General features: G+C 59.2%; 24 protein-coding genes. 15 read left to right on the top strand and 9 right to left on the bottom strand.

Annotation, left to right across the window (positions count from 1 at the left end):
- From ACEN2J_RS16780 to ACEN2J_RS16720, 13 genes are all read left to right on the top strand, one after another.
- Positions 1–263, top strand: a 263-nt coding sequence (locus tag ACEN2J_RS16780) for a hypothetical protein (RefSeq protein WP_442107274.1), incomplete at its 5' end; no start/stop codon positions are given.
- Positions 260–496 (top strand): hypothetical protein, encoded by a 237-nt coding sequence (locus ACEN2J_RS16775; RefSeq protein WP_442107272.1) that lies wholly within the window; start codon positions 260–262, stop codon positions 494–496. The genes ACEN2J_RS16780 and ACEN2J_RS16775, both read left to right, overlap by 4 nt.
- On the top strand, positions 483–3614 hold the full coding sequence (locus ACEN2J_RS16770) for a phage tail protein (protein WP_442107270.1): 3132 nt from the start codon (positions 483–485) through the stop codon (positions 3612–3614). Before ACEN2J_RS16775 ends, ACEN2J_RS16770 begins: the two co-directional genes overlap by 14 nt.
- A gap of 66 nt (positions 3615–3680) precedes the next feature.
- A complete protein-coding gene (locus tag ACEN2J_RS16765) occupies positions 3681–4355 on the top strand; it encodes a DUF2793 domain-containing protein (protein WP_442107268.1) in 675 nt (224 codons plus the stop codon).
- Positions 4352–5221 carry a hypothetical protein gene (locus ACEN2J_RS16760; RefSeq protein WP_442107266.1) on the top strand — a complete coding sequence of 290 codons (870 nt, stop codon included), beginning with the start codon at positions 4352–4354 and terminating at the stop codon, positions 5219–5221. The genes ACEN2J_RS16765 and ACEN2J_RS16760 overlap by 4 nt, the downstream gene beginning before the upstream one ends.
- A complete protein-coding gene (locus tag ACEN2J_RS16755; RefSeq protein ID WP_442107264.1) occupies positions 5218–6216 on the top strand; it encodes an FscB in 999 nt (332 codons plus the stop codon). Before ACEN2J_RS16760 ends, ACEN2J_RS16755 begins: the two co-directional genes overlap by 4 nt.
- Before the next feature lie 32 nt (positions 6217–6248).
- Positions 6249–6503 (top strand): DUF6127 family protein, encoded by a 255-nt coding sequence (locus tag ACEN2J_RS16750; RefSeq protein ID WP_442107262.1) that lies wholly within the window; start codon positions 6249–6251, stop codon positions 6501–6503.
- A 144-nt stretch (positions 6504–6647) separates the two neighbouring features.
- Positions 6648–7292 carry a TIGR02594 family protein gene (locus tag ACEN2J_RS16745; RefSeq protein ID WP_442107260.1) on the top strand — a complete coding sequence of 215 codons (645 nt, stop codon included), beginning with the start codon at positions 6648–6650 and terminating at the stop codon, positions 7290–7292.
- Positions 7293–7305: 13 nt separating this feature from the next.
- Complete coding sequence (locus tag ACEN2J_RS16740; protein WP_442107258.1) at positions 7306–7473, top strand: Pam3-gp28 family putative phage holin; 168 nt, start codon at positions 7306–7308, stop codon at positions 7471–7473.
- Positions 7474–7641: 168 nt separating this feature from the next.
- Positions 7642–8508 carry a phosphoribosyltransferase-like protein gene (locus ACEN2J_RS16735; protein ID WP_442107256.1) on the top strand — a complete coding sequence of 289 codons (867 nt, stop codon included), beginning with the start codon at positions 7642–7644 and terminating at the stop codon, positions 8506–8508.
- Positions 8509–8853, top strand: coding sequence for a hypothetical protein (locus tag ACEN2J_RS16730; protein WP_442107254.1), 345 nt, complete (start codon positions 8509–8511; stop codon positions 8851–8853).
- Positions 8854–9272: 419 nt separating this feature from the next.
- Positions 9273–10133: a reverse transcriptase family protein gene (locus tag ACEN2J_RS16725; protein WP_442107252.1), complete on the top strand. Its 861-nt coding sequence runs from the start codon at positions 9273–9275 to the stop codon at positions 10131–10133.
- 438 nt (positions 10134–10571) lie between these two features.
- Complete coding sequence (locus ACEN2J_RS16720; RefSeq protein ID WP_442107250.1) at positions 10572–11048, top strand: hypothetical protein; 477 nt, start codon at positions 10572–10574, stop codon at positions 11046–11048.
- 237 nt (positions 11049–11285) lie between these two features.
- On the opposite strand, the gene ACEN2J_RS16715 is transcribed toward ACEN2J_RS16720, so the two are convergent.
- Both ACEN2J_RS16715 and ACEN2J_RS16710 read right to left on the bottom strand, forming a co-directional pair.
- Complete coding sequence (locus tag ACEN2J_RS16715) at positions 11286–12179, bottom strand: MBL fold metallo-hydrolase (RefSeq protein WP_442107248.1); 894 nt, start codon at positions 12177–12179, stop codon at positions 11286–11288.
- A gap of 26 nt (positions 12180–12205) precedes the next feature.
- Positions 12206–12859: a DsbA family protein gene (locus ACEN2J_RS16710; RefSeq protein WP_442107246.1), complete on the bottom strand. Its 654-nt coding sequence runs from the start codon at positions 12857–12859 to the stop codon at positions 12206–12208.
- 36 nt (positions 12860–12895) lie between these two features.
- Between ACEN2J_RS16710 and ACEN2J_RS16705 the strand changes: the two genes are divergently transcribed.
- Both ACEN2J_RS16705 and ACEN2J_RS16700 read left to right on the top strand, forming a co-directional pair.
- The gene (locus tag ACEN2J_RS16705; RefSeq protein ID WP_442107244.1) at positions 12896–13864 is read left to right on the top strand and encodes a LysR family transcriptional regulator; all 969 of its coding nucleotides are present in this window, start codon (positions 12896–12898) and stop codon (positions 13862–13864) included.
- A 228-nt stretch (positions 13865–14092) separates the two neighbouring features.
- A complete protein-coding gene (locus tag ACEN2J_RS16700; RefSeq protein ID WP_442107276.1) occupies positions 14093–14461 on the top strand; it encodes a transposase in 369 nt (122 codons plus the stop codon).
- Between the two features lie 39 nt (positions 14462–14500).
- On the opposite strand, the gene ACEN2J_RS16695 is transcribed toward ACEN2J_RS16700, so the two are convergent.
- From ACEN2J_RS16695 to ACEN2J_RS16665, 7 genes are all read right to left on the bottom strand, one after another.
- Positions 14501–15280, bottom strand: a complete 780-nt coding sequence (locus tag ACEN2J_RS16695; RefSeq protein ID WP_442107242.1) for a TIM barrel protein — start codon at positions 15278–15280, stop codon at positions 14501–14503.
- 30 nt (positions 15281–15310) lie between these two features.
- Positions 15311–16105: a 5-deoxy-glucuronate isomerase gene (gene iolB / locus ACEN2J_RS16690; RefSeq protein ID WP_442107241.1), complete on the bottom strand. Its 795-nt coding sequence runs from the start codon at positions 16103–16105 to the stop codon at positions 15311–15313.
- A gap of 11 nt (positions 16106–16116) precedes the next feature.
- Positions 16117–17013, bottom strand: a complete 897-nt coding sequence (gene iolE / locus ACEN2J_RS16685; RefSeq protein ID WP_442107240.1) for a myo-inosose-2 dehydratase — start codon at positions 17011–17013, stop codon at positions 16117–16119.
- Positions 17014–17024: 11 nt separating this feature from the next.
- Positions 17025–18863, bottom strand: coding sequence for a 3D-(3,5/4)-trihydroxycyclohexane-1,2-dione acylhydrolase (decyclizing) (gene iolD, locus ACEN2J_RS16680; protein ID WP_442107239.1), 1839 nt, complete (start codon positions 18861–18863; stop codon positions 17025–17027).
- 5 nt (positions 18864–18868) lie between these two features.
- Complete coding sequence (locus ACEN2J_RS16675; RefSeq protein ID WP_442107238.1) at positions 18869–20785, bottom strand: bifunctional 5-dehydro-2-deoxygluconokinase/5-dehydro-2-deoxyphosphogluconate aldolase; 1917 nt, start codon at positions 20783–20785, stop codon at positions 18869–18871.
- A gap of 77 nt (positions 20786–20862) precedes the next feature.
- Complete coding sequence (locus ACEN2J_RS16670) at positions 20863–21681, bottom strand: ATP-binding cassette domain-containing protein (protein ID WP_442107237.1); 819 nt, start codon at positions 21679–21681, stop codon at positions 20863–20865.
- A 1-nt stretch (position 21682) separates the two neighbouring features.
- Positions 21683–22789, bottom strand: coding sequence for an ABC transporter permease (locus ACEN2J_RS16665; protein ID WP_442107236.1), 1107 nt, complete (start codon positions 22787–22789; stop codon positions 21683–21685).
- Positions 22790–22793: the final 4 nt, after the last annotated feature.

Here is a 22793-nt window from a genome sequence, read left to right as displayed (position 1 = left end):
AACGGCACTCCCATATGGTCTGGACCTTTATCGCGCGGCTCGTTCTCGGGCTCGTGCTGTCTGCAATTTCCTATGCGCTGAGCCCAAAACCCAAAGTCGAGAAGCCCCAGGCCGCGGGTCTCGACGATTTCAGCCTACCTACCGCCGAGGAGGGTCGGCCCATCCCGGTCGTCTTCGGCACAATGCTGATCACCGGCCCCAACGTGGTCTGGGCCGGAGACCTCCGCGTCGTTCCCATCAAGAAGAAAGGCGGTAAGAAGTGACGCGCATAATCCTCCAAGATCTGCGGGCCGCCCGCTATTGCCTCGCGGGCGTGCGCCCTTGGTTTCAAAGGCATGGGTTTGATTGGCAAGATTTCCTTGATCATGGCATCGCGTCCGAGCGGTTGCACACCACCCGCGATGCGCTAATCGAGCCCGTGATCCGAGAGGCCGAAACGCGAGAGGCAACCGCAGCGGCGCACCGATCCCCGGAGGCGTTCGATGGGCGGAAGTAGCAAGGCTCAAACCGTTGGCTATCGCTATTCGCTGGGCGTGCATCTCGCCCTTTGTCACGGGCCAGTGGATGCGATCCGCGAGATCCTCGTCGATCGCCGTACAGCCTGGTCTGTCACGACGGGAACCGCTTTCAGCGGCGGCGGCGCTGCCGTCGAGACCCGGATCGGCACCGTTGCAGGCCTGTCTGCGACGACAGCGCTCGCTGGCGACAGTGGTGCTGCGATCACGTTTCCAGGCATGCGCGCAGGAGTGCGCGTCGGCAGGGACTATCGATTGGCTCTGGCGAACGGGTCCAGCCAAACGATCACGCTGCAGAGCGTTGCATATGATGCCGCGACCAACATAACGCGCTGGACCGTCCTTCCCGCATCCTTGAGCTTGCCCGCGCAATCGGTCGAGGTGTTTGAAGCCACGACAGGTGCTAGCAACGCTGGCGCAGGCGGCGGGCGGATCCGCATCGATAAACCCGACCTTTTCGGAGGCGAAAGCCGCGAGGGCGGCATTGTCGGCGATGTCGATGTGCTGATGGGCGGTCCCGGCCAGGGTCCGAACGACTATCTCGCCGCGCGCATGGGCGGCGATGTCCCCGCCTACCGTGGGCTCTGCAGCCTCGTGTTGCGACAAGCCTATCTTGGCATCAACCCTTATCTCAAACCATGGGCTGTCCGCGTCACCCGCGTGCTGACCGGCGAAGCAGGCGCTGCACAATGGTATCCCGAAAAGGCCGCCATCGTTCCAGAGGCGAACATCTCGGATGCCGCGATCTACATCGCCCTCGACGTCTCAGGCTCAATGTCGGGCACGCGCATGGCAGCCCAAAAGGCAGGCGTGGCCGCCCTGATCCGCGAGATTGGCGCCAGTGTCGATCCCGACCGCCCCAACGACATCCGTATTGTGCTTTGGAACGTTGCCGTCGCAGGATCGATTGAACGGCGCGGCATGGGTACCGATGACTATGCATGCCTTGAGGCCTGGATGCTGGCGTTGTCGAGCATCACCTCCGGCGGCACCAGCTTTAATGCGGCCTTTACGGATGCCAGCGCCTTCTTCGCAGGGGGCGGATCGAAGCGCCGGATCGTGATCTTCGTGACAGATGGTGAACCTTCGCCCATCTCTTCCGTCGATGCAGCCCTCGTCCTCATCCGCACATTGCCGCCCGCCGACATTTTTGGCTTTAACATCGCGCTCACCAACACCGCCTACACCGCACGCATCGACAACACCCCCGTCGATGGCGTGCCAGTCATCCCACCCGGCAACCCGCAAGCGCTTGTGGCGTCCTTGCGCGGGGCGTTTGGCAACGGGCCAGACATGAACCCGGCCCATATCATCCGCGAATGCCTCACCAACCGCGACTGGGGTCTGGGCTATTCGTCTGTCGAGATCGGGGCGAGCTTCACCGCCGCTGCGGATGCACTCTACTCTGAAGGTTTCGGGCTGTCCCTGATCTGGCAGCAAGACAGCTCCATTGAAGCGTTCATCGGCAGCATCCTTGATCATATCGATGCCACGCTCTTCATCGACCGGCGCACTGGGCTTTGGGAGTTAAAGCTGATCCGGGCCGACTATGTAGCGGCCAGCCTACCCGTGTTCGATGAGACAAACGTGGTCGATTGGGGCCGTCTCGGGCGCCGCTCGCCTGCCGATCTGGTCAACAGCGTCACTGTGCGTTTTACTGATGCCTGGACAGACGACACAGGCGCCGTCAGTGTCACCGATACCGCGCGCGTCCAAGCCATGGGCGAAGTGCTGGCGACCACACTTGATTATCCCGGCATCCGTTATCAGGGCCTAGCCGTGCGCGTCGCCGAACGCGACCTGCGCGCGCTCTCCGCCCCGCTGCTGACGGGTGAGATTGTCGTCAACCGCGAGGGCGCCAGCCTCGGACCCGGCGATGTGATCTTGATAAACTCAGCGCGCCTCGGGATCACGGATGTTGTCATGCGCATTTCTGAGATCGGTCAGGGCGATGGGCGCGACAATGGCATCCGGCTCAAGATCGCCGAAGATGTCTTTGCGCTGGGTGCAACCGCCATTGCAGGCGGACGACTGCCAAGCGGCACCGGCGTCGCCGCCCCACCGCGCGCCCTCGCACGCCGCATGGTCGAAGAATCCCCCTACTGGCTCTTGGTGCGCGAACTGGGCCATAGCGAGGCCGACCGTATCCTCGGCGAGGATCCCGGTGCAGGCGCGCTGACAGCCACAGGCGAGCGCCCGAGTGCGGACGCTCTGGCAGCAGAACTTTGGATCAATTCCGGCACCGGCCCTGCGCAGGAAGGGGTGGTCGCCTTCGCGCCGACGGCCCTGCTGGCCGCCAACCTGCCCGATGACCCCGAGGCACGCATCATCGCGGTGACCGGCTGGCGCGATATCGGTGAGGTTGGCATCGGCACGCTGGCATCATTAGGTGGAGAACTGGTGCGCATCGACGGGATCACAGCCACGGCGATCACCGTAGGGCGCGGCTGCCTCGACACGGTGCCGCGCGCGCATGCTGCGGGAACGCCGATTGTCTTTTTCGACGAGGTGGCCCGGATCACCGAAAGCGCCTGGGCCGCAGGCGAGACTCTTGCTGCGCGGCTGTTGCCCGAGACCGGGCGTGGGACGCTGGCTTTTGCGTTGGCGCCCGAAGACATCGTCACGCTGGACCGCCGGGCGATCCGGCCCCTGCCCCCGGGCCGCGTGCAGGGCAATGGCAGCTACGCCCCCGATGTAGACGCGCTGATCGCCGGTAACCTTGTGCTGAGTTGGGCGCATCGTGACCGGCTGACCCAGACGAGCCCGGTGATCGTCGATCACACCGGCGCATCCATCGGGCCAGAGCCAGGTGTTGGCTACAGTGTCGAGATACGCTGGATCGACCCGGACACGGGTGCGCCCCTTCTGCCTGCGGGCATCGTCATCGACGCAGGTGCCACCAGCAGCTGGACGCTCGCGCCCGACGACATCCCTCAGACCGGTGCGCCGGAACGCACCGCCGAAATCGACATTGCCGTCCGGTCGCGTCGGCTGGTCGGAGGAGCTTGGCTCACTGATCGCGAGGCGCGCTGGTATCGGCTGACTGCGCCCTTCGCCGCCGGGTGGGATCGCGGCTGGGGATTTCTCTGGGGCGGCTGAGACCGGCCCTCACTCTCAGCACGGTCACTAAACGCCTTTACAGAAACACCACAAAGGAAGACGAGCATGCCGGAACGGATCATGCCGGGATTGGGGCTGCGCGCCTTTTATGATCCCGGTCAACGCAATTGGGGCACCAGCGTCAGCGAGGATCTGCGGCGCATCTCTGCCCTTTTGCAGGCGCGTGCAGCATCGCGCAGCACGCCGCTGCCCACCACCGGCAGCGCGGGCCAAATCCTGATCGTGCCCGCTGCGGCGGGCGCAAATGCCAATGCCGTGGCACTTTGGGATGAGATCGCAGGATTCCCGGCCTGGGTCTTTCTGCCGCCGCAGGAGGGCTGGCAGGTCTGGATCGCCGACGAGGCGCTGCATGTCCGCTTTACCGGCGGCGCATGGGTCGAGGTACCCCGCCCCGGCGTGGTGCGCATCCGCACCTTGACCGGTGCCAGCCACACGCTGGAAGCCGTCGATCTGGGCAGCATCATCGAGGCCACCGGATCGTCTGCAGTAACAGTGACAATCCCGACGGAGGGGAGCGTGCCTTTCGAGACCGGCACGCTGATCAATATCACCCAAGTGGGCAGCGGGGCGACGACCCTTCAGGCAGCGGCCGGTGTTTCGCTCAACGGTGTGGCTGGCGGATCCGTGGAGTTAACCGGCCAATGGTCAGGGGCTGCCCTGACCAAGCGCGGGGCAGATGCCTGGATCATTCAGGGTGCGCTGGCCGGAGCCGTCGCATGAGCCGCCTGATGTTGCGTGCAGCGATCCTCGCGCAAGGGGGAACGGCAGCGCCCCCGATCGATATTGGCTCAACTTGGCAACTTGACGTCACCCGCCGCCCTGCAGGCTACACCCTGTCGGATGGCAACCAAACCGCCATCAACGCCTCTGGCGGGACCAACTACCAGCGCTGGGTGCCAACCGCCAAGGCAATCCTGACCTCGGACGGACGGCGCTATTGGGAAGTGCTCTGTGCTGCCAGCAGTGCCGCCACATTCGACGGCTATCTTGGCGTTGTTTCGGCAGAACAGCGCGAAGAGTTCAATGCTGGCAACAACCCGATCACATTGGGCTCTATCGGTTGGCGCGGCAACGGCACGCTCTGGTCCTCGAACACCGCAACATCCTCCCAGCGCGTGACCGGCCTGCCGGGTTTCGGGGCGGGCGACGTGTTGATGTTCGTGCTGGACCCGGCAAATGCGCACCTCTGGATCGGCAAGAATGGCATCTGGCACAGCGATCCTGTGAGTGGTGCTGCCACCTGGACCGCAGGCGGCAGCACCGCCTTCTATCCACAAATCCAGGGGCGCAATTCCGGTGATGGCGGCACCCTGCGCTCATTGTCTTCGCAGTTCAGCTATCCGGTCCCGCCAGACGTGCGCGCTCTGGGTTTTGAGGACCCCGATCTCTCAATCTTTGAGGCCCACGCCTACTTTGAGTTCGGCTGGGACAAGAATCTCAGCGTTGGCGAGGTTGACGCCTGGCTCGTTTTTGGCGGCGGCACACGGTTCACCACGGCCACTGCCCCGCAATTTGTCGATTACGGCGGCGGCAAAGCCCTGACCGCCGCCCATACCTCTCTCTATATCGAAGTGGAATTACCATGAGTTACATCCTGCATCTGGGCCACCAGCCCACCGACATCGCCGGTATCTCGGGGCTTCTCAGCACCACAGCCGGAGGGTTCGATGCGACCCTCGACGTCAACGCGATCCGGCATGTTGGCACGTACACCTATGCCGCGCCGTTCTCGCTCTCAGTGCCCGAGCCCGTAGGCAATATCTGGCTTGGGTTTCGCTACGTGCCGCCCAATGCCGACGCCAACAGCATCGCCAGGTCCGAGGCGAGCTTTCTGGAGTTCTTTGACGCAAACAACGTGATGATCGCCCAGATCAAGCCAGCAACATCGACCAATCGCTATCACGCCATCGCCATCGGCGACACCAGCGTACAGGGCAGCTCGAGCTACACCGCGCCGAACGGTCAGCCGCAATGGATCGACGTTCGCCTATCGGTCGGAGCCGAGATCACCATCGAATTCTACGTCGAGGGCGTGCTTCAGACAGCGGCGACGGCCGCCAATACCGCAAACAAAGGCAAACCGCGCCATGTGGTTTTTGCCAATACCGCGCTGCACGGGATCGCCGCTAGTCGGACCTGGTACTACGCGCATATCGCGGTTCTCGACGGGGTCTCGACCATTGGGCGGCGGTTCGTGCGCCGCAGCCCCAACGCCATCGCGAGTTTCAACCAGATGGTCGGCAGCATCGATGCGCTGAAGGACAGCGACATTGCCACGCGGGTTGCCAGCACCGCTGCAGGCCAGCGTATGTCGTTTTCGCTAACTGGTCCGACTGGCCCGGCGTCGATCTCTGCCATCGCGGGCCTGCATCTCAAGCAGATTGCCCAAGGCGGCACGGACGGACCCGATGCCACCGCCGGGTTCTTACGCGTGGGCGGCGTAAACTATGACGCGTCTGCCGTGACCGTGCCAAGCCTTGCCCCGCAACCGGTCTATTCCAGTTGGACCCTCAATCCGGTCGATGCGAGCCCGTGGAGCAATCTGACCCTGCCGACCGAGGTCGGGATCGTCTCAGCATGAGCCCGCACCGGTCCGGTCAAAACCATGTCCGCATGCCCGATATCGAATTTGAAGAATTGCTGGCTCGGGCGGCCGAGGAAGGCGCAAAGCGCGCCCTCGCCGATGTCGGGCTCGATGGCAAGGAAGCCGCCCTCGACATCCGGGATCTGCGCGCACTCCTCGATGCCATCCGCTTTGTGCGCCGCACAGCCGTTCAGAGCGCGGTCCAACTCATCACCACCGGTCTCGTCTTGGCGCTCCTCGCGGGCATCGCTCTGAAGATGAAGGTCTTTGGCCCGGGCGGCTGACAACCGCGCGATGCGCGATCTGATGTTCGAAACCTTCCAGCGCGGCCGCACCGACTGACCTCCCAATCAACCATCACGATCCAACCAGACCCGCCCGCAAGGCGGGTTTTTTCTTGCCCGGCGACGGGCGAAAGGAGCCTTCCCATGAACATCGACACCCGTGAACCAATCCGCCTGATCCAGAGCGGTCTCGAAAAACTAGGCCATTCCCCCGGTGCGATCGACGGCCTCTGGGGCCTGCGCACCGCCCGCGCGATGAAAGCGTTGCTGGCCGCCAACGGCCGCGCGGCACCGCCCGGCCCGCTGCCCTGGATCACTGAGGCGAAGTCAGCGTTGGGCCGCCATGAGGCCCGTGACCGCTCCTGGCTAATGGATTGGCTGAAACGCGATGGCCGGTCCCTGGGCGATCCGTCGAAGAACCCGTGGTGTGGGGATTTCGTAGAAACGTGTGTCCGCATGGGGCTGCCTGATGAACCGCTGCTCGGCGCACTCGGTGCAAATCCCTATTGGGCGCGAAACTGGCTGCTGTTTGGGCAGACCGTGCAGCCGATCACTGGCGCCGTGCTGATCTTCGAGCGGGGGTCCGGCGGCCATGTGGGATTCGCGATCGGCCAGGACGACACGCATTTCTATGTGCTGGGCGGCAACCAATCCGACGCTGTCACAATCGCCCGGATCGCAAAATCGCGCCTGCTCGGCGCGCGCTGGCCCGCAACCTACCCGCCCCGCCTGCAACGCTTGCCGACCATGAAGCCCGGCGAATTCCTCGCAACCATTAATGAAATCTGAACAGGAGACCATCATGCTGAAACCTGCAATCCTTGCCCTCATCCGCCAAGTTCTGACCGTCGCTGGCACTGCGCTGGTGGCAAAGGGTTACGTTCAGGCCTCCGACGTGGAGCCGGTAATCGGCGCACTCCTGACCATTGGATCGGTAGTATGGTCGATCAGTGACAAACGCATCAGATAAACTGGACAGTTGTGACCGCCAGTTTGCGAAGAAAAATGTAGACGGATGCGCTGCAAACATTGTGTTGCCTGTGATCAGCCTGTTAGGTTTCAGATAAAGTGTTTCTGCTCTGCGCTTGTTCGCATAGCGTAAAAATTTCAGGAACATTAGCGTCAAAAGGGAGGCCTCATGGCGGAAACTGATCTCGATCGATCCAGTCAAGTAATGGGAAGGGATGTCTTCGCTTCGCTAATGTCCTTGTCCATGAAGCACACTTGGCTGATAGCGAGGTCAAAAGAGCTATTTGACATATTGGAATTATGTAAAAGTGATCAAGAGAAGGACCTAGTAGTCGATCTTCTAGGCCGTTTCCACTTTTGCTCAGCGAGTACCCACCTAGAAAACCTAAGGCAACTATCAGGACAAATAGTGACGTCATGGGGATGCCAGCCAACAAACAGCCATATCGTTGCCCTGCAAGACGGAGAATGCGCCGACAGCTCTTCAATGATTGTTCAGCAACTTAAAGCGCCATTTGCCGATCTCGGGGAGTGGAAAACACATAACTTCTTGAACCAACTTAACGCCGCAGTAGCCCGCTCAAAAAATGGCGATAATATTGTTATAGTTGACGATTTTGCAGGATCAGGAACTTCAATCGGAAAGAAGGCAGAATGGCTCCGAGCAGCGCTTAAGGCCGCTGGAAAGACAGCTTCAATTCGGGTTGCTGTAAGCGCTGCAATGCACCACAGCAAAAAAGCGATTGAAGAACATGTCGATGAGTATCATGCGATAAATTGGCTTTCAAAAGGAATTAGCGACAGCTTTACTGGAGGAGACTTAGCTTCTGCAACGGCCGCGATGGAGCGGTTGGAGACAACCCTTGGAAACAAAAATGGAAATAAAAAGTTAGACCATTACAGATTTGGTTATCGAAGATCAGAAGCTCTCTACTATCTTGAAGGCTCCAACCCGCCCAACAACAACTTTCCAATATTTTGGTGGCCGGTTCTCAAGCCCAAGAGAGCGCGCAATCCTTTGCTAAGGAGGGTTTGAATGTCCGTTTCTTCGTTTGAACGAGAAATCATTCTAGAACTGTTCAAATGTCAAAACTGGTTTGATCTTTACTCTATGCATGAGCGGTTGCGGCTTTCACCAGCGCAGGTTGCCTACACGGTATCCAAGCTGAGCGCCAATGGTTCGATCGAGGTCGACGGAACGAAAGCTAGGTTGACCGAACAAGGAAGGCTGTGGGTGCTAAAAAACCGAAGAGCGCTATTTCTGGATGTGAAGCGACCGTGGGCAGATTCAAAGTTCGTGAGCGAGCAAGGGTTCGAGGCAGGTCAGCCATACTTGCCTAGGCTAAAGTCAATAGACCGGACCTACTTCCGAAAAAACTAATTGATGGGAAGAAAAAGGATGTTAGTAGTTTGGACAAGGGGAGCCGGAGCAATAGCACTACGAGGCGCATTCGCATCGGTGACTAAGGCCTGCGTTAACAATTCGTCATGCTGAAGCATGACGAAGCGTTCTTGCAGAACACTTCGTCGTTCACAAGGAACGACGAATGACTGTCTTATTTTTCTTGGCAGAAATAAGACAATATTTATTAGGTATTGCGGCTCCCCGCTTAGTTTCAAATGAACCTTAACGAATACTCAACCCAAGCTTGGCAATCGTTCTTTGACGGAAGAGTCCGCGGGAACAAAGCACTTATTGAGGGTTACCTCCGGTATGTCAGCCGACTTAAGGAGAAAAATCTCCCACCAATTTTCGAATTGAAGCACTTGTCAGCGATACTTGGGATTGAGGAAAGGATTTTGGTTCAAGCAGTCCAGAATTCGAACTCGTTCTACCGCGACTTTTCGATTCCTAAACGCTTGGGGGGGACAAGGCAGATCTCTGTACCATCTCCTTTCTTGCTTCACGCTCAACGTTGGATAAATGATGAGATACTTTCGAAGCTTGAAGTGCACACGGCTGCACACGGCTTTATCAAGGGTCGATCCATTGTCACCAATGCACGTGTACATTTAGGAAAGCCCGAGCTTCTGAAGATGGACCTGTCAGATTTCTTTCCAACGATTCACTTAAGAAGAGTCATTAAGGTTTTTCTGAAAGCTGGATACCCAGTGGGCGTCTCCTTTTTTTTGGCTTCTTTGTGTTGCAGAGGGAAGCGGCTTCCGCAGGGAGCGGCAACAAGTCCATCCCTCAGTAATATCATCGCCAAGAGCATGGATATCGAAGTAACCAAATATGCAGAAGAAGCAGGTCTAACTTACACTCGTTATGCGGACGATTTGGTGCTATCCGGGGAAAACATCGGACGACCCGAACTGGACCGCATCACTTGGTTAATTCAGGAAGCTGGTTTTGTTGTAAACAAGAAAAAGACCCGTATATTGCGTGGCAGTACCCAGAAAATAATTACTGGGATTTCGATCTCGTCCGGAAAACTTGCACTCCCACGAAACACCGTTCGGGAGATAAAACTGGAAGCATACCATATCTTGAAGCGGGGCTACTTTGACCATGCCCGGGCGACAAACAATTTTGACCCAATCTTGATGGAGAGATTGTTGGGAAGGGTAGGGTTTTGGCTTCAGGTTGATCCATTGAACGCCACGGCACAGAGCATAAAAAGCAGACTCACATCCTATGTTACTCAATTTGATCAATGAAGTTCGCGGTGACAGTCGACGCGCGCCGGATCTACCGAGCTTTGGGCGTTTGCGCGCAAATACCCTCGATACTAGCCGCCCGCTGTCGCAGTTTCGTTCATTTTGTTGACCTATTGTTGACCTGGAATTTGGCCAGCAAAAAGCCCCGCGGCTGGCGGGGCGTAAGGCATTGATATGTTGTAAGATTTTGGTTGCGGGAGCTCGACTTGGATACTATTTCACGGGCTTGAACGAGGTTCGGATCGATCGGGAAAACGCGCAAGCGCTCAAAGTTAGATAGCTTTCGGCCCAGTACCGGCATTGCGTCAGTTCCAACTGCCGCAATGCAGCACACTTAAACCTGCCGATCGACCAAACCGGATTTGTTCGGTTGTCAGATTTGACGCTACAGTCCATCCTAAGATCATGAATAGAGAGATCTACGCCAGAATTCGGGGCATGTTCGATGTTCCGCAAATGCAAAACAACCTAAGAGGTCTTTGGGTTGAGGCGATGGTTTGCGAAATCTTGGGGAGCGGCTGGAAGCACACCGGCGGTGACTGGGCAGCATGGGACATCGAACGGCAAGATGGGCTGCGAGTCGAGGTCAAGCAATCTGCTATGCAACAATCTTGGGGCACAACTAGCGGTCCACCTCGGTTTGGTATTGCAGCAGCCAAAGGACATTATCCTGATGGCAAAACCTACATTGCCAATGCGTCAGGCTGCCGCCTGGCTGACATCTATATATTTGCATGGCACGATGGGCAGGATCAAAGAGAAGTTTCGGAATGGATATTCCATGTGGTTGACGCAAAACTATTACCAAACGGTCAGAAATCGCTGGGCTTGCGCGCCATACAGAAACTAACCCAACCTGTAACCGCGTCGACGCTCCGCAGTCGGATTATGAAGATGCGAAACGAACGGCCCTGAACCGACCTTCATCACCACGACTGGAGCGGCGCCGCGACTTTCTCCAAGCGGTCTTTTGAGGCGGCGGACAACATCCTCCACAATGCTGACCTCCGCAGCGCTGCCGACGCCATGCATTCTTGGGCGATCTCAAGGGGTGCTTATCCGAAACGATGGGAGAGCGGCCAAGATTTCTCGGCCGCTCTCGTTTGACGAGTTTCTTATGTGGCAAGCGCTTTGAAACGGATCAGGCGCGGGTCAACCCCATTTCATCTCGCCGGTCAGAACCTTGGCGCCGACATTCAAGGCCACGTCCATTCCCAGATCGGGATAGCGGGCGGTCATGGCTGCGATCAACGCTTCCGAGCCCTCTGCCTTGGCGAGTTCTTCCTCAATGGCCAGAAGATACCCTTTGGTGAATTCCACCGCATCGAGACCCATCGGCGCGTCTATCGTCATGTGACCGGGCACGACAACCTGCGGATTGCGGGCGATGATCGCGTCAAGATTGGCGATCCATGCGGCGCGCTGTTCCTTGGTCGGGGTGTCTGCGGTCCAGACATGCGTGCCGGAAAAGACCATCACGCCGCCGAACACGGCCTTCAGATCCTCGACCCACAGATAGCGGCGGTTGGCCAGCCCCTCGGCCGCGACGATTTCGATGGCATGGCCGTCTACCGTCAAAGTGGTGCTGTCATCGGCTTCGGGAATGATCACCTCTGCCACCGTCGCGGGGCCGTTCTCGCCCAGTTGCGGCCCCCATGTTTCGACCTTTTTCGCCACGTTGGCATTGATGGCCGCAACGGTTTCGCTGGCTGCGATGACGCGGGCCTCGGGGAAGGTTTCGACGATCGGGCGCAGGCTGAAGTAGAAATCAGGGTCGCTCTGGCTGATATAGATCGTGGTCAGGGTCTTGCCCGTCGCCTTGATCTTTTCGACCAATGCGCGGCCATCGGGGAGTGTGAAGCCGCCGTCAATCAACAAGGCCTCGGTTTCGCCCTCAACCAGAACGGGCGCGCGGAAAAAGCCGTTCTCGCCTGCGGGGAAATGGGTCCAAGTCAATCCGTTCGCATCTGCAAACGAGATGCCGGGTGCGATCAGGGCGGCTGCGCCCGCTGCGGTGGAAAGTTTCAGAAGATCTCTGCGGTTCATCATTTTGTCCTTTCGGTATGGTGGGATCAGGCGCGTTTGATCGCGGCCAGTATTGCGTCAGGTCCGGAATAGATCGTGCTTGCATCCAGCCCGAACTGTCTGCCGTTGATATCGGCAATCAGGGCGGGAACGCCTTGCATGTTATGGGCCGCCATCAGATCGCGCGCCTGTGCGGTGCGTGTACGCATCAGATCCGCGAGGGCGGTATCGGGGGCCAGAACACGCGTGGCCGCCTGTGCATGGCCGAGGTCCGTCAGCACATTTGCGACAATCGCGGAGGAGGTCACATCCTTGCCGTCGACATAGCGCGCCGCCTGAATGGCTGCGAGGGCCTCGATCACGCGAGCGGGGGGCGTGGCAGGGGTTGTGTCGGCCACGGCCGTGACGGCCAGCGTCGCCAATGTGGAATCCAAAGACGCGTCATCGGCCCCCAGAACATCGCGGCGATAGGCTTCGCTGAACTGCCGACCGCTCAGCGCGGCAATGCGTTGGTCATTCGCCCAAGCCTGCGCGGCAAAGCTTTTCATCGGCCGCGCGCCATTGCCTGCGAACAGGCCGGTGGCCCGTGGTTGCAGGTCGATATCGGGGTGGTTCGCAAGCGTGGCGATGGTTTTCGAGGCGCCGTAGCACCAACCGCAGAGCGGATCGAAAAGGTAATGCAGTGTCACTGTTTGTGTCATGATCTGTCTCCTTGGGGAGAGATATAGGCGCTTTCATTGCACCTGATAAGACAAACCATTTTGACAGAGCGTATGCCAAAGGCTAACACTGAAAGCATGGCCAAATCACATAATCTCAACCGGCTGGCGTATTTCGCCGCAGTTGTCGAAACCGGATCCTTTACCAATGCCGCTGACCGCCTTGGCGTGACCAAAGCCGTGGTCAGCAGCCAAGTGACGCAGTTGGAAGACGAGCTGAAGGCCACGCTTTTGGTGCGCAACACGCGCAAGGTCAGCACCACCGAGGCGGGGCGGCTGTTCTATATGCGCTGCACATCGATCCTGAACGAGGCGGAAGCGGCCTTCAGCGAGCTGTCGCAGCTCTCGGAGCAGCCCGTGGGCCTGTTGCGTCTGACCGCCCCGAATGATTACGGCAGTGCGGTCGTGGCCCCGCTGGTCGCGGCGTTTCGACGCCAATACCCCGAATGTCAGGTCGAGTTATATCTCGGGGATGATCACAGCGATCTCATGGCGGGCGCGCTCGATCTGGCCATTCGGGTCGGTTGGCTGCGCGATTCCACCCTCTTGGCGCGCAAACTGGGCGGGTTCCGGCAGTTTCTCGTCGGCGCGGGCGACATGTCCGGCCGGTTCGATCACATTCAACACCCCAGCGATCTCGCCACGGCGCCCTTTGTTGCCAATAAGGCGCTGTCCGACCCGCTGCATTGGCGGTTCGAAAATGCCGCTGGCGAAACGGTCCCCGTCACCATGCAAAGCGATCTTTCAGTCGACAGCACGCCCGCGATCATGGCCGCCGTGGAGGAGGGAGCAGGTTTGGCGATCCTGCCTGACTATCTGGTGCGTGATCGTCTGGCCTCTGGCGCGCTGACACAGGTATTGCCCGCGTGGCAACTCCCCGAAGGGGGGATTTTCGTGGTGCTTCCGGCGGCAAAATTCCGCGCGGCAAAAGTATCTGTCTTTACGGACATGCTGCGGCAAGCGGAGAAGACAAGGGGCATTGGTTGAGCGCTATAGGCCAGCGCCTAAGGAGTTTTGTCTCGCATTATTGCTGGATATCCGTGAATGTCCGCTATCATCATTGGGGTGCCATATGTGCAATTGCAGCTAACGGCAGCTCTCCTGAAGGTTTTTCGATGTGGGCCCCGGCACGACATTGGCGGCCCACGTTGACAAACCTTCAGGAAAGGTGCCGTTCGGCGCGGCCGCAGCGACAACACTCACCGCGACGATTTACTGGCACAGGACGTTGGGGTTTTACGCTCTATCCTCGGGATCGGAACGGTGGCCAGCACAATGCTAATTACCGAGATGCCTGAGCTTGGCACTATCACCGACGAACAGGCAGCCGCTCTCGTAGGGTTCGCAACCGTGGCACATGACAGAGGAACCCTTCGCGGGAAGCGGACCATTGCAGGCGGTCGCCGTGCCCTGAGGCATGTTATGTTCCAAGCTGCTCTGGTCGCCGCGCATCACAAGCCGACCATGAGAACCTTTGCGGCTTGTTTGCGAAAAGCCGGGAAACCGCAAAAGGTCATCATAACGGCCGTCGCCCGGAAGCTGGTCACCCTTGCTAACGCTCTGTGTAAAAGCCGTCAGAAATGAGCGCCTTCGACCGCGAGAGGGATACAGTTGCTAACGGCACTACACAGTGAACGCCTTGGCAAAAGCCTCAAGAGCCGCCTCTGCATCATTTGCGGCGAAGGCTTCCATGCCAACGGGGCCGGTGTAGCCGATGCCGCGCAGGGCGCGCGCGATTTGGGCGTAGTTAATTTCGCCTGTTCCCGGCTCGCATCGGCCCGGATTATCGGCGACTTGCACTTCGCCAATCCACGGCAGGCATTTTTCGCACCAACGCACCAAATCCCCTTCACCAATTTGCGTGTGGTAGAGATCCAGATTGATCCGCAATTGCGGGCGGTTCACCGAGGACACCAGCGCCAGAACATCCGCCGTGGAGCCGAACGGACATCCCGGATGATCCAACAGATTGAGGTTTTCCAACGTGAAAACAACGCCTTCTTCCTCCGCCATGTCGCAAATCCGGTTCAGCGTATCGCGCGCCTTGAGCCACATTTCGCCCGTCACAACATCATGTTGCCAGATCGGAATCCCCCCATCGCCCAGCCCCGTGCCATGCAGATTGAGCCGGTCGACCCCGAGGCGTTTGCCGATTTGGGCGGTCTCGCGCGCCGATTTCAAGAGCATCTCCGCGCCCACATCATCAGCCAAACGGCCCTCCAGATAGCCGTTCATAATGGTAAAATTCGCACCGGTCTTTTCCAACGCGGCCAGATCCCAATCAGGGTAATTCCACAGGCCCACACCAAAGCCCATCTCGTGCAATTTCGACGCGCGCCATGCGATCGGTTTGTCGCGCCAAAGCATCTCCGCACAGGCGGCTAATTGGAGAGGATATGTCATCTTAAGTCTCCTCGGCGGTGCCGTATGAGATTAAATCAGGTGTTCGACTTCGGGCGCGACAACAAACCGCCAAGCGCGCCTCGGCCCCGCCATGACGTTCAGGTAATACATCTCAAACCCGTAGGGCGCGCCGCACGGATGATGGCCGCGCGGGACGCAGACAACATCGTGGTTCCTCACGGCCATCGTCTCGTCCAACTGGCCGTCATCGGTATAAACCCGCTGCACACCGAACCCGTTTGTGGGGTTGAGGCGGTGATAATAGGTTTCCTCCAAATAGGTGATCCGGGGGAAATCATCTTCGTCATGGCGGTGGCTGGGATAGGAGGACCAATTACCCGCCGGCGTGAACACTTCCGTGACCAGCAAGCTGTCGCAGTAATCCTCGTTCTCCATCGCTATATTGTTGATATATCGGGTATTTGCGCCCTCGCCACGCTGGGTCAGGGTGATCCCGTCGGGGCCGATTTTCCGCGCCGCATGGCCGCCAATTCCGGGCGCTTTGCAAATCGCAATCGTGCAATCGGTCGTCGCTTCGGCGGCCCAATCCTGCCCGTTGGGAATATACAAACAATGCGGTGGGGTTTTTTCAAACACATCCATCCGGTCGCCCAAGATCCCCCAATCCCGCCCCGCCGCCGTGATCGCGGCCTTGCCTTCCACCATCACCAAAATGATTTCGTCACTGCCCGTCATATCCGCCGCAGATTCGCCCGCCCGCAACCGATGCAGATCGAATCCGACATAACGCCAGCCCGCCGAGTGCGGCGTGATTTGATGCACTTTGCCATGCGTCCCAAACGGGCGTTTCAAAAGATCAGCCATTGCGTTTCCTTTCAGATTAATCCGGTTTCGCGGGCGATCCGCTTCAAACTATGCAGACCAAGCGTTTGATATAGCAACGGATTATGCACATCGGGATCCTGCTCGGCCTCGATCACGATCCAACCGTCATATCCAGCCTCTTTCAAAATCCGGAGCAAAGGCGCGAAATCAATCGCGCCCTCTTGATCGCCGGGAACGGTAAACACCCCGCCGCGCACGCCGTCCATGAATGACCAACCCTCAACCTCCACCCGCGCCCGAATTTTGGGCCGCACGTTCTTGGCATGGAAATGGCGGACGCGGGCGATATGTTTTGCCAACACAGCCGCCGGATCGCTGCCGCCGAAATAACAATGCCCCGCATCGAAGAGAAGTTTCGTCGCAGGGCCGGTGGCCGCCATGAAAGCATCAATATCTTCACCGCTTTGCACCACGGTGCCCATGTGATGATGATAGACCAGATCAATGCCCTGCGCGGCGGTGAAGGCGGCGATTTCTTCCACCTTCGCGCCAAACGCCGCCATCCCCGCCGCATCCAGCACGGGCCGCGTGTCCAATGCCGCCGCAAGCCCTTGCACCGAATTGGACGTTTCGCACACGATGCACACGCGGCAACCATTATGCTTGAGCTTATCAAGATGCGGTTGAATTGCGGTTTTTTCCTCTTCGACCGACTGCGCCAGCAGGTTCAACGAATGCCACCCCGAAATGAACCGCAGCCCGTAATCGCCCAGCAGCGATTTCAGCGCGGCGGGATCATCCTGCGGCCAGCGGTGGCCGTTCTCGATCCCGTCAAAGCCGATCAACCGCCCCGCCTCATGCAAAATACGCGAGGTTTCGATATCCGCGCCGAGGCTTTGATCGTCATCATTCGCCCATGCAATCGGGTTTGTGCCGAACAAAATCATGTCTTTTTCTTTCAGTTTATGACGCGCTGTTGCGCAAGGTTTTTGAGATACTCCGCATAGGCGGCGTTGATCTTGGGCGAGGCGCTGACGGCGGGGATCCCGACATCCCACCACGCGCCCGATCCGTTGAAATTCGGGCCGGTGCTCGGATCGGTTTCAATCACGATGACGGTGGGAATATCATGGCCACGGGCGGCGGCGATTTGCGCCTCCAGATCGGCAATATCGCGCGCCTTGACGGCACGGGCCCCCATGGATCCGGCATGGGCAACATAGTCGATTTGCGGCTGCGCCTCGATGTTGCAATCGGCGTAAAGATTGTTGAACGGCGCGCCGCCGGTGCCGGTTTGCAGCCGATTGATACAGCCGTATCCGCGGTTGTCGGTCAGAATGACGGTGAACGGCACACGGCGCATGACGGCGGTGGCCAGCTCGGAATTGGCCATCATATAGGACCCGTCCCCAGTGAAACAGATCACCTCGCGCGCGGGATCGGCGAGCTTCAAACCCATCGCCCCCGCGACCTCATAACCCATGCACGAGAACCCGTATTCCATGTGATACCCGCCCGCCGAGGCTTGCCAAAGCAGCTTGAGCGCGCCCGGCATCGTCCCCGCGGCGCACATTGCAACGGCGGTGTCATCGGTGGCCCGTTGCACCGCGCCGATCACCTCGACATCGAGGGGCAGATCGCCCGAAGACGTCAGTCTGCGCGCAGCACAATGCGCCGTGACCGCCGCGAGCCACTCTTCCCGTGCCGCCGGATTCGCACCGGCCCCCGCGTAATCCCCGAGCGCAACCGACAATTTTTCCAGCGCGATTTTCGCATCCGCGACCAAAGGCACCGCGCCATGTTTCAGCGCGTCATAGGCCGCCACGTTAATAGAGATCAAACGACGGTCGGGATGTTTGAACACCGACCATGACCCCGTGGTGAAATCCTGAAAACGGGTGCCAACGCCGATCACCAAATCCGCCGCCGCCGAGATGTCATTGGCGGCCGCCGATCCATCCACGCCCGAGGCGCCGTAATTCATCGGATGCGATTGCGCGATCGCGCCCTTGCCGGCTTGGGTTTCAATGATCGGGATCGCGTGACGGGTCGCGAACTCGGCGAGCTGCTGTTCGGCCTGCGCATAAATCACGCCGCCGCCCGCCACGATCACCGGCGATTTCGCCGCTGCGATCAGCGCGGCAGCCTCCGCCAATTCGGTGACATCCGGCTCTGGGCGGCGAATACGCCAAATGCGCGGGGCAAAGAACGCGACTGGGAACTCAAACGCCTCCGCCTGCACATCTTGGCAAAACGCCAGCGTCACGGGCCCGCAGGTCGCCGGATCGGTCATCGCCGCCATCGCGCGCGGCAACGCGGTCAGCAAATGTTCGGGCCGCGTGATCCGGTCAAAATATCGGCTCACGGGGCGCAGACAATCATTCGCGCTGATCGTGCCATCCTCGAAATCTTCAATCTGTTGCAACACCGGATCAGGGCGGCGGTTGGCAAACACATCGCCCGGAATCAACAAGACCGGCAGCCGGTTCACATGCGCCAACGCTGCCGCCGTGACCAAATTAGTCGCCCCAGGCCCGATCGAGGTGGTGACCGCCATCGCCCGCGTCCGTTTTTTTGCCTTCGCATAGGCAATCGCGGTATGGGCCATAGTTTGTTCATTCTGGCCGCGCCATGTCGGCAAATCGCCGCCGTGCAGCGCCTCGCCAAGACCCGTCACATTGCCATGACCGAAGATCGCCCAAACGCCCTCTATAAACCGCTCGCCGTCCTCGGCCATTTGCACAGATAGCCATTTGACCATCGCCTGCGCCGCCGTTAGCTTCAATGTGTTGCTCATCCCGTTTACCCCTTGTGTGCGGCGCGTGCCGCATCCCAGACCGCACAGAGCCGCGCGTAACGTTCGGCCATCTGCGCCACCGCATCGCCATCCGACATCGCACCCGTCATCCATGCCCGCGCCGCATCGCCAAAGATCGTGCGACCCACGGCGAACCCTTTAACCAAAGGATAGCTTGCCGCGATCGCGAATGACGCCGCCAGATCCGCCTCGGGCGCATCAAGGCCCAACAAGACGATTCCGCGCGTGTGGCGGTCAAATTGCTCGATGGCCGCCACTGCTTTGGTCCAGGCGCCATGGCTCGCCATCGGTTCCAGCTTCCACCAATCGGGATAGATGCCGATCTCGTAGAACTGCCGGATCAGGGTGGCGGTGGTGGTGTCGTCCACCGGCCCGACCTTTGAGGGAATGATTTCCAGTAAGAATTCCAAATTGTTACGCCGCCCTGCCTGATACAGGCGCTTTACGGTCGCCTCCTGCGCGGCGCGGGTTTCGGCATCGTCATCGGGATGACAGAAACAGAGGCATTTGATGACATTTTCGCGCGCCCATGCCGTGACCCCCCCAAAATCAACGCCCAGTTCTGGCTCTAATGTGAGGGGGCGCGAGCCGGGCCATTCCGTCGGGCGGCCAATCCAAAGCCCTGTCCCAGAGGCGGCATGAAGCGCCGATTTCCCGATCCGGTTGTCGCAAAGAATGCCGTATCCTTTGCGCCCGCCTTGCACGTTCAAAGCGGCCTGCAAGCAAAGCTCTTTGAACGCAGCGCCTTTGGCGAGGGTGTAACCGTCCATCTCCTCCAACTGCAAACGGTGATCGAAGGCAAAGACCCGCATTGTTGACCAATCTCCCGAATTGCGGGTGTGGCGGGTGGTGGACCAATGAATCTGTTCCAACGCGGGATCATTGCGCAAATCGGGCTGGATCACGCCGCGTTTCAGGAAAAATTCCAGCTCCTCCACGCTGGGATAGGCAGGCGTACAGCCATGCCGCGAGACCGCGAACGCGCCGCAAGCATTGGCGTATTTCAGGGCGGTGGGCCAATCGGCATTCTCCATCCAGCCCTTCAACAGACCCGAGAAAAATCCATCCCCCGCGCCCAAAACATTGAACACCTCAATCGGGAAACCGGGGCCGGTTTGGCCTGCGTCCAAGCTGTCAGGGATCGCCCCCGCAAACGCAACCGCCCCCGCAGCGCCGCGTTTGCACACCAAAGTCGCCGCCGATTGCCCCCGCACAGTTTCCAGCGCTACAAGCGTATCGGTGGACCCGCCCGCGATGTGAAATTCTTCCTCAGTGCCCACGATCAGATCAAAATAATGCAGCGTGGCCAAAAGTTTATCCGTCACGGCGCGGCTTTCCACGAATCGGCTTTCGCCGTCGCCATGCCCCGCAACCCCCCAAAGATTGGGCCGGTAATCAATATCCAACGCGGTGCGAATCCCGTTGGCCCGCGCAATTTTGAGCGCCTTGAGAACCGCCGCCGCGGTGCGCGGGTTTGACAAATGGGTCCCCGTTACCACCACCGCCCGCGCACGCTTCACAAACGCCTCGTCAATGTCCTCTTCGCATAGCGCCATATCCGCGCAATTCTCGCGGTAGAAAATCAGCGGGAATTGTTCCTCATCCCGGATCCCCAAAATCACCAGCGCCGTCAGCCGATCAGGGTCCGTCACAACGCCGTCGGTGCAAACCCCTTCGCGCGCCAGCTGTTCCAAAATGAACCGGCCCATATGCTCATTGCCAACGCGGCTGATCAGCGCGGTTTTCAAACCCAGCCGCGCCGTACCGCAGGCGATATTCGTCGGGCTGCCGCCGATGTATTTCTCGAACGAGCCCATATCTTCCAGCCGCCCGCCGATCTGCGCGCCGTAAAGATCAACGCCCGCGCGCCCGATAGTGATTACGTCAATGTCAGGGGTCATAAGCCTATCCAAATCATGTGAAGCCGGTGGCCGCATTTGTCCGCGCCCCAAAGCGCGGACCTTTACGCATCTGCCGGTTAAATCGTGCCGCCAAGAGAACCTTCGAGCTGCGCCAGCTCCTGCCCGCCCGCCATCAGATCTTGCAACTGCTCGGGCGTGATTTCGCCGCGCTTGGCCGTACCCAGCGTTTTGCCGCGGTTCAACACGGTAAAACGGTCGCCCACCGCCAACGCATGGCGCACGTTATGGCTGATAAACACCACGCCCACGCCTTGTTTGCGCACGCGGTCAATCGTCGCCAGAACATTCGAGGTTTGCCGCACGCCCAAGGCCGATGTTGGCTCGTCAAGGATCAGAACCTTCGCCCCGAAATGCACCGCCCGCGCAATCGCCACGGTTTGCCGCTCGCCGCCTGACAACGTGCCGACGGCTTGATCGGGTCCGCGCAGATTGATGCCCATTTCGCGCATGCTGGAAACCGTGATCGCATTCGCCGTTTCCACATCGAAGCGTTTGAACAGGCCGCGGCCGATCGTAGGCTCGCGCCCCATGAAAAAATTGCGCGTCACGCTCATCAACGGGATCATCGCGAGATCTTGGAACACGGTCGCAATGCCCGCCTCCATCGCATCGCGCGGGGTGTTGAAATTCATCGGCTTGCCGTGGAACAGGATTTCGCCCTTGGTGGGTTTATGCACCCCCGACATGGTTTTGATGAAGGTCGATTTGCCCGCGCCGTTATCGCCCAATAGGCAATGGCATTCCCCCGGACGGACATCAAAGCTGACCCCCGCCAAGGCGATGATATTGCCGAAATGCTTTTCGATATTTTTCATCTCGATGATCGGCTCGGAGCTATCCGCATCGCCGTGATGGAATTTCGTGTCGAGTGTCATATCACCGCTCCCCTGTGACGCGTTTGCGGATGGCGTTGTTGAACAAGACCGCGATCAACAGCATTCCGCCCAAGAAGACCTGGAACCAATCCTGATCGAAATTGGTGTAGGTTAGGCCGATTACGACCATGCCGAATATGATCGAGCCGAAGAACGCGCCGATGGCCGACCCGTAACCCCCCGTCAAAAGGCACCCGCCGATGACGGCTGCGATGATGCCTTCGAATTCTTTTTGGAACCCGCGGCGCGCATCGGTTGAGCCTGCGTCCATCACCGTGATGATCGCCACCAATGCGGCACAGCACGCGGTCAGCATGAACAAAGACACCTTCACCTTATTGACCGGAACGCCCGAGTTTGCGGCGGCTGTATTATCACCCCCCGTGGCGAAGATCCAATTGCCGACCGGCAAGCGCAGTAAAACATAGGTGGCCGCCAAGGTGATCAGAACGAACCAGACGATTTCAACCGGAATACCGGTCACTTTCGGCTCGCCGGATTTGAACGTCTCGATCAAGCCCATGTCGGCCAGCCATGAAAACAGGCCGGGGAAAGCATCGCCCGAGAACAACGGCGCGAGCCAATCGCCGTCAACCGCCTCGCGGATGCCGCGCAATTGGGTGGAACCGCCCGTCGCCGCTTTCAACCCGACCAGCGACAAGCCGCGCAGGATGAACAAAAACGCGAGCGTCACGATGAAGGATGGCAGGCCGGAGCGGATCACAATCGTACCGTTAATCGCGCCCACACCGGCGGCGAACAGGAATGTCAGAGGGATCGCGAACATCAGCGGCAGACCCCAAGTGACGATGCAGACCCCGAAGAACAGACCCGCAAAGGCGACCATCGAGCCAATCGACAAATCAAACTCGCCGCCAATCATCAGCAAAGCCGCACCGATTGCGAGGATGCCCAGCTGCGAGGCCGGTGTCATGAAGTTGATCACACCCGACAGCGTAAACATCGACGCATCGGCGGTGATTGAGAAGAAGATGAAAACAAGGATCGCGCCCGCGATGGCACCAAGTTCCGGTCGTTTCATGAATTTGGCGAGGAAGGATTCGTCTTTGATCCGTTCATCCTCGACCAAGGGTGCAGTGTCGTTCATATCG

This window comes from Pseudorhodobacter sp. W20_MBD10_FR17, from assembly GCF_052119765.1.
Classification (GTDB): Bacteria; Pseudomonadota; Alphaproteobacteria; order Rhodobacterales; family Rhodobacteraceae; genus Pseudorhodobacter.
This window is presented reverse-complemented; position numbering and strand designations above follow the sequence as displayed.

Coding starts and splice junctions, on each gene's coding strand:
- ACEN2J_RS16770 (WP_442107270.1), top strand. CDS start 483: ATGGGCGGAAGTAGCAAGGCTCAAACCGTTGGCTATCGCTATTCGCTG.
- ACEN2J_RS16765 (WP_442107268.1), top strand. CDS start 3,681: ATGCCGGAACGGATCATGCCGGGATTGGGGCTGCGCGCCTTTTATGAT.
- ACEN2J_RS16760 (WP_442107266.1), top strand. CDS start 4,352: ATGAGCCGCCTGATGTTGCGTGCAGCGATCCTCGCGCAAGGGGGAACG.
- ACEN2J_RS16755 (WP_442107264.1), top strand. CDS start 5,218: ATGAGTTACATCCTGCATCTGGGCCACCAGCCCACCGACATCGCCGGT.
- ACEN2J_RS16750 (WP_442107262.1), top strand. CDS start 6,249: ATGCCCGATATCGAATTTGAAGAATTGCTGGCTCGGGCGGCCGAGGAA.
- ACEN2J_RS16745 (WP_442107260.1), top strand. CDS start 6,648: ATGAACATCGACACCCGTGAACCAATCCGCCTGATCCAGAGCGGTCTC.
- ACEN2J_RS16740 (WP_442107258.1), top strand. CDS start 7,306: ATGCTGAAACCTGCAATCCTTGCCCTCATCCGCCAAGTTCTGACCGTC.
- ACEN2J_RS16735 (WP_442107256.1), top strand. CDS start 7,642: ATGGCGGAAACTGATCTCGATCGATCCAGTCAAGTAATGGGAAGGGAT.
- ACEN2J_RS16730 (WP_442107254.1), top strand. CDS start 8,509: ATGTCCGTTTCTTCGTTTGAACGAGAAATCATTCTAGAACTGTTCAAA.
- ACEN2J_RS16720 (WP_442107250.1), top strand. CDS start 10,572: ATGTTCGATGTTCCGCAAATGCAAAACAACCTAAGAGGTCTTTGGGTT.
- ACEN2J_RS16715 (WP_442107248.1), bottom strand. CDS start 12,179: ATGAACCGCAGAGATCTTCTGAAACTTTCCACCGCAGCGGGCGCAGCC.
- ACEN2J_RS16710 (WP_442107246.1), bottom strand. CDS start 12,859: ATGACACAAACAGTGACACTGCATTACCTTTTCGATCCGCTCTGCGGT.
- ACEN2J_RS16695 (WP_442107242.1), bottom strand. CDS start 15,280: ATGACATATCCTCTCCAATTAGCCGCCTGTGCGGAGATGCTTTGGCGC.
- iolB (WP_442107241.1), bottom strand. CDS start 16,105: ATGGCTGATCTTTTGAAACGCCCGTTTGGGACGCATGGCAAAGTGCAT.
- iolE (WP_442107240.1), bottom strand. CDS start 17,013: ATGATTTTGTTCGGCACAAACCCGATTGCATGGGCGAATGATGACGAT.
- iolD (WP_442107239.1), bottom strand. CDS start 18,863: ATGAGCAACACATTGAAGCTAACGGCGGCGCAGGCGATGGTCAAATGG.
- ACEN2J_RS16675 (WP_442107238.1), bottom strand. CDS start 20,785: ATGACCCCTGACATTGACGTAATCACTATCGGGCGCGCGGGCGTTGAT.
- ACEN2J_RS16670 (WP_442107237.1), bottom strand. CDS start 21,681: ATGACACTCGACACGAAATTCCATCACGGCGATGCGGATAGCTCCGAG.
- ACEN2J_RS16665 (WP_442107236.1), bottom strand. CDS start 22,789: ATGAACGACACTGCACCCTTGGTCGAGGATGAACGGATCAAAGACGAA.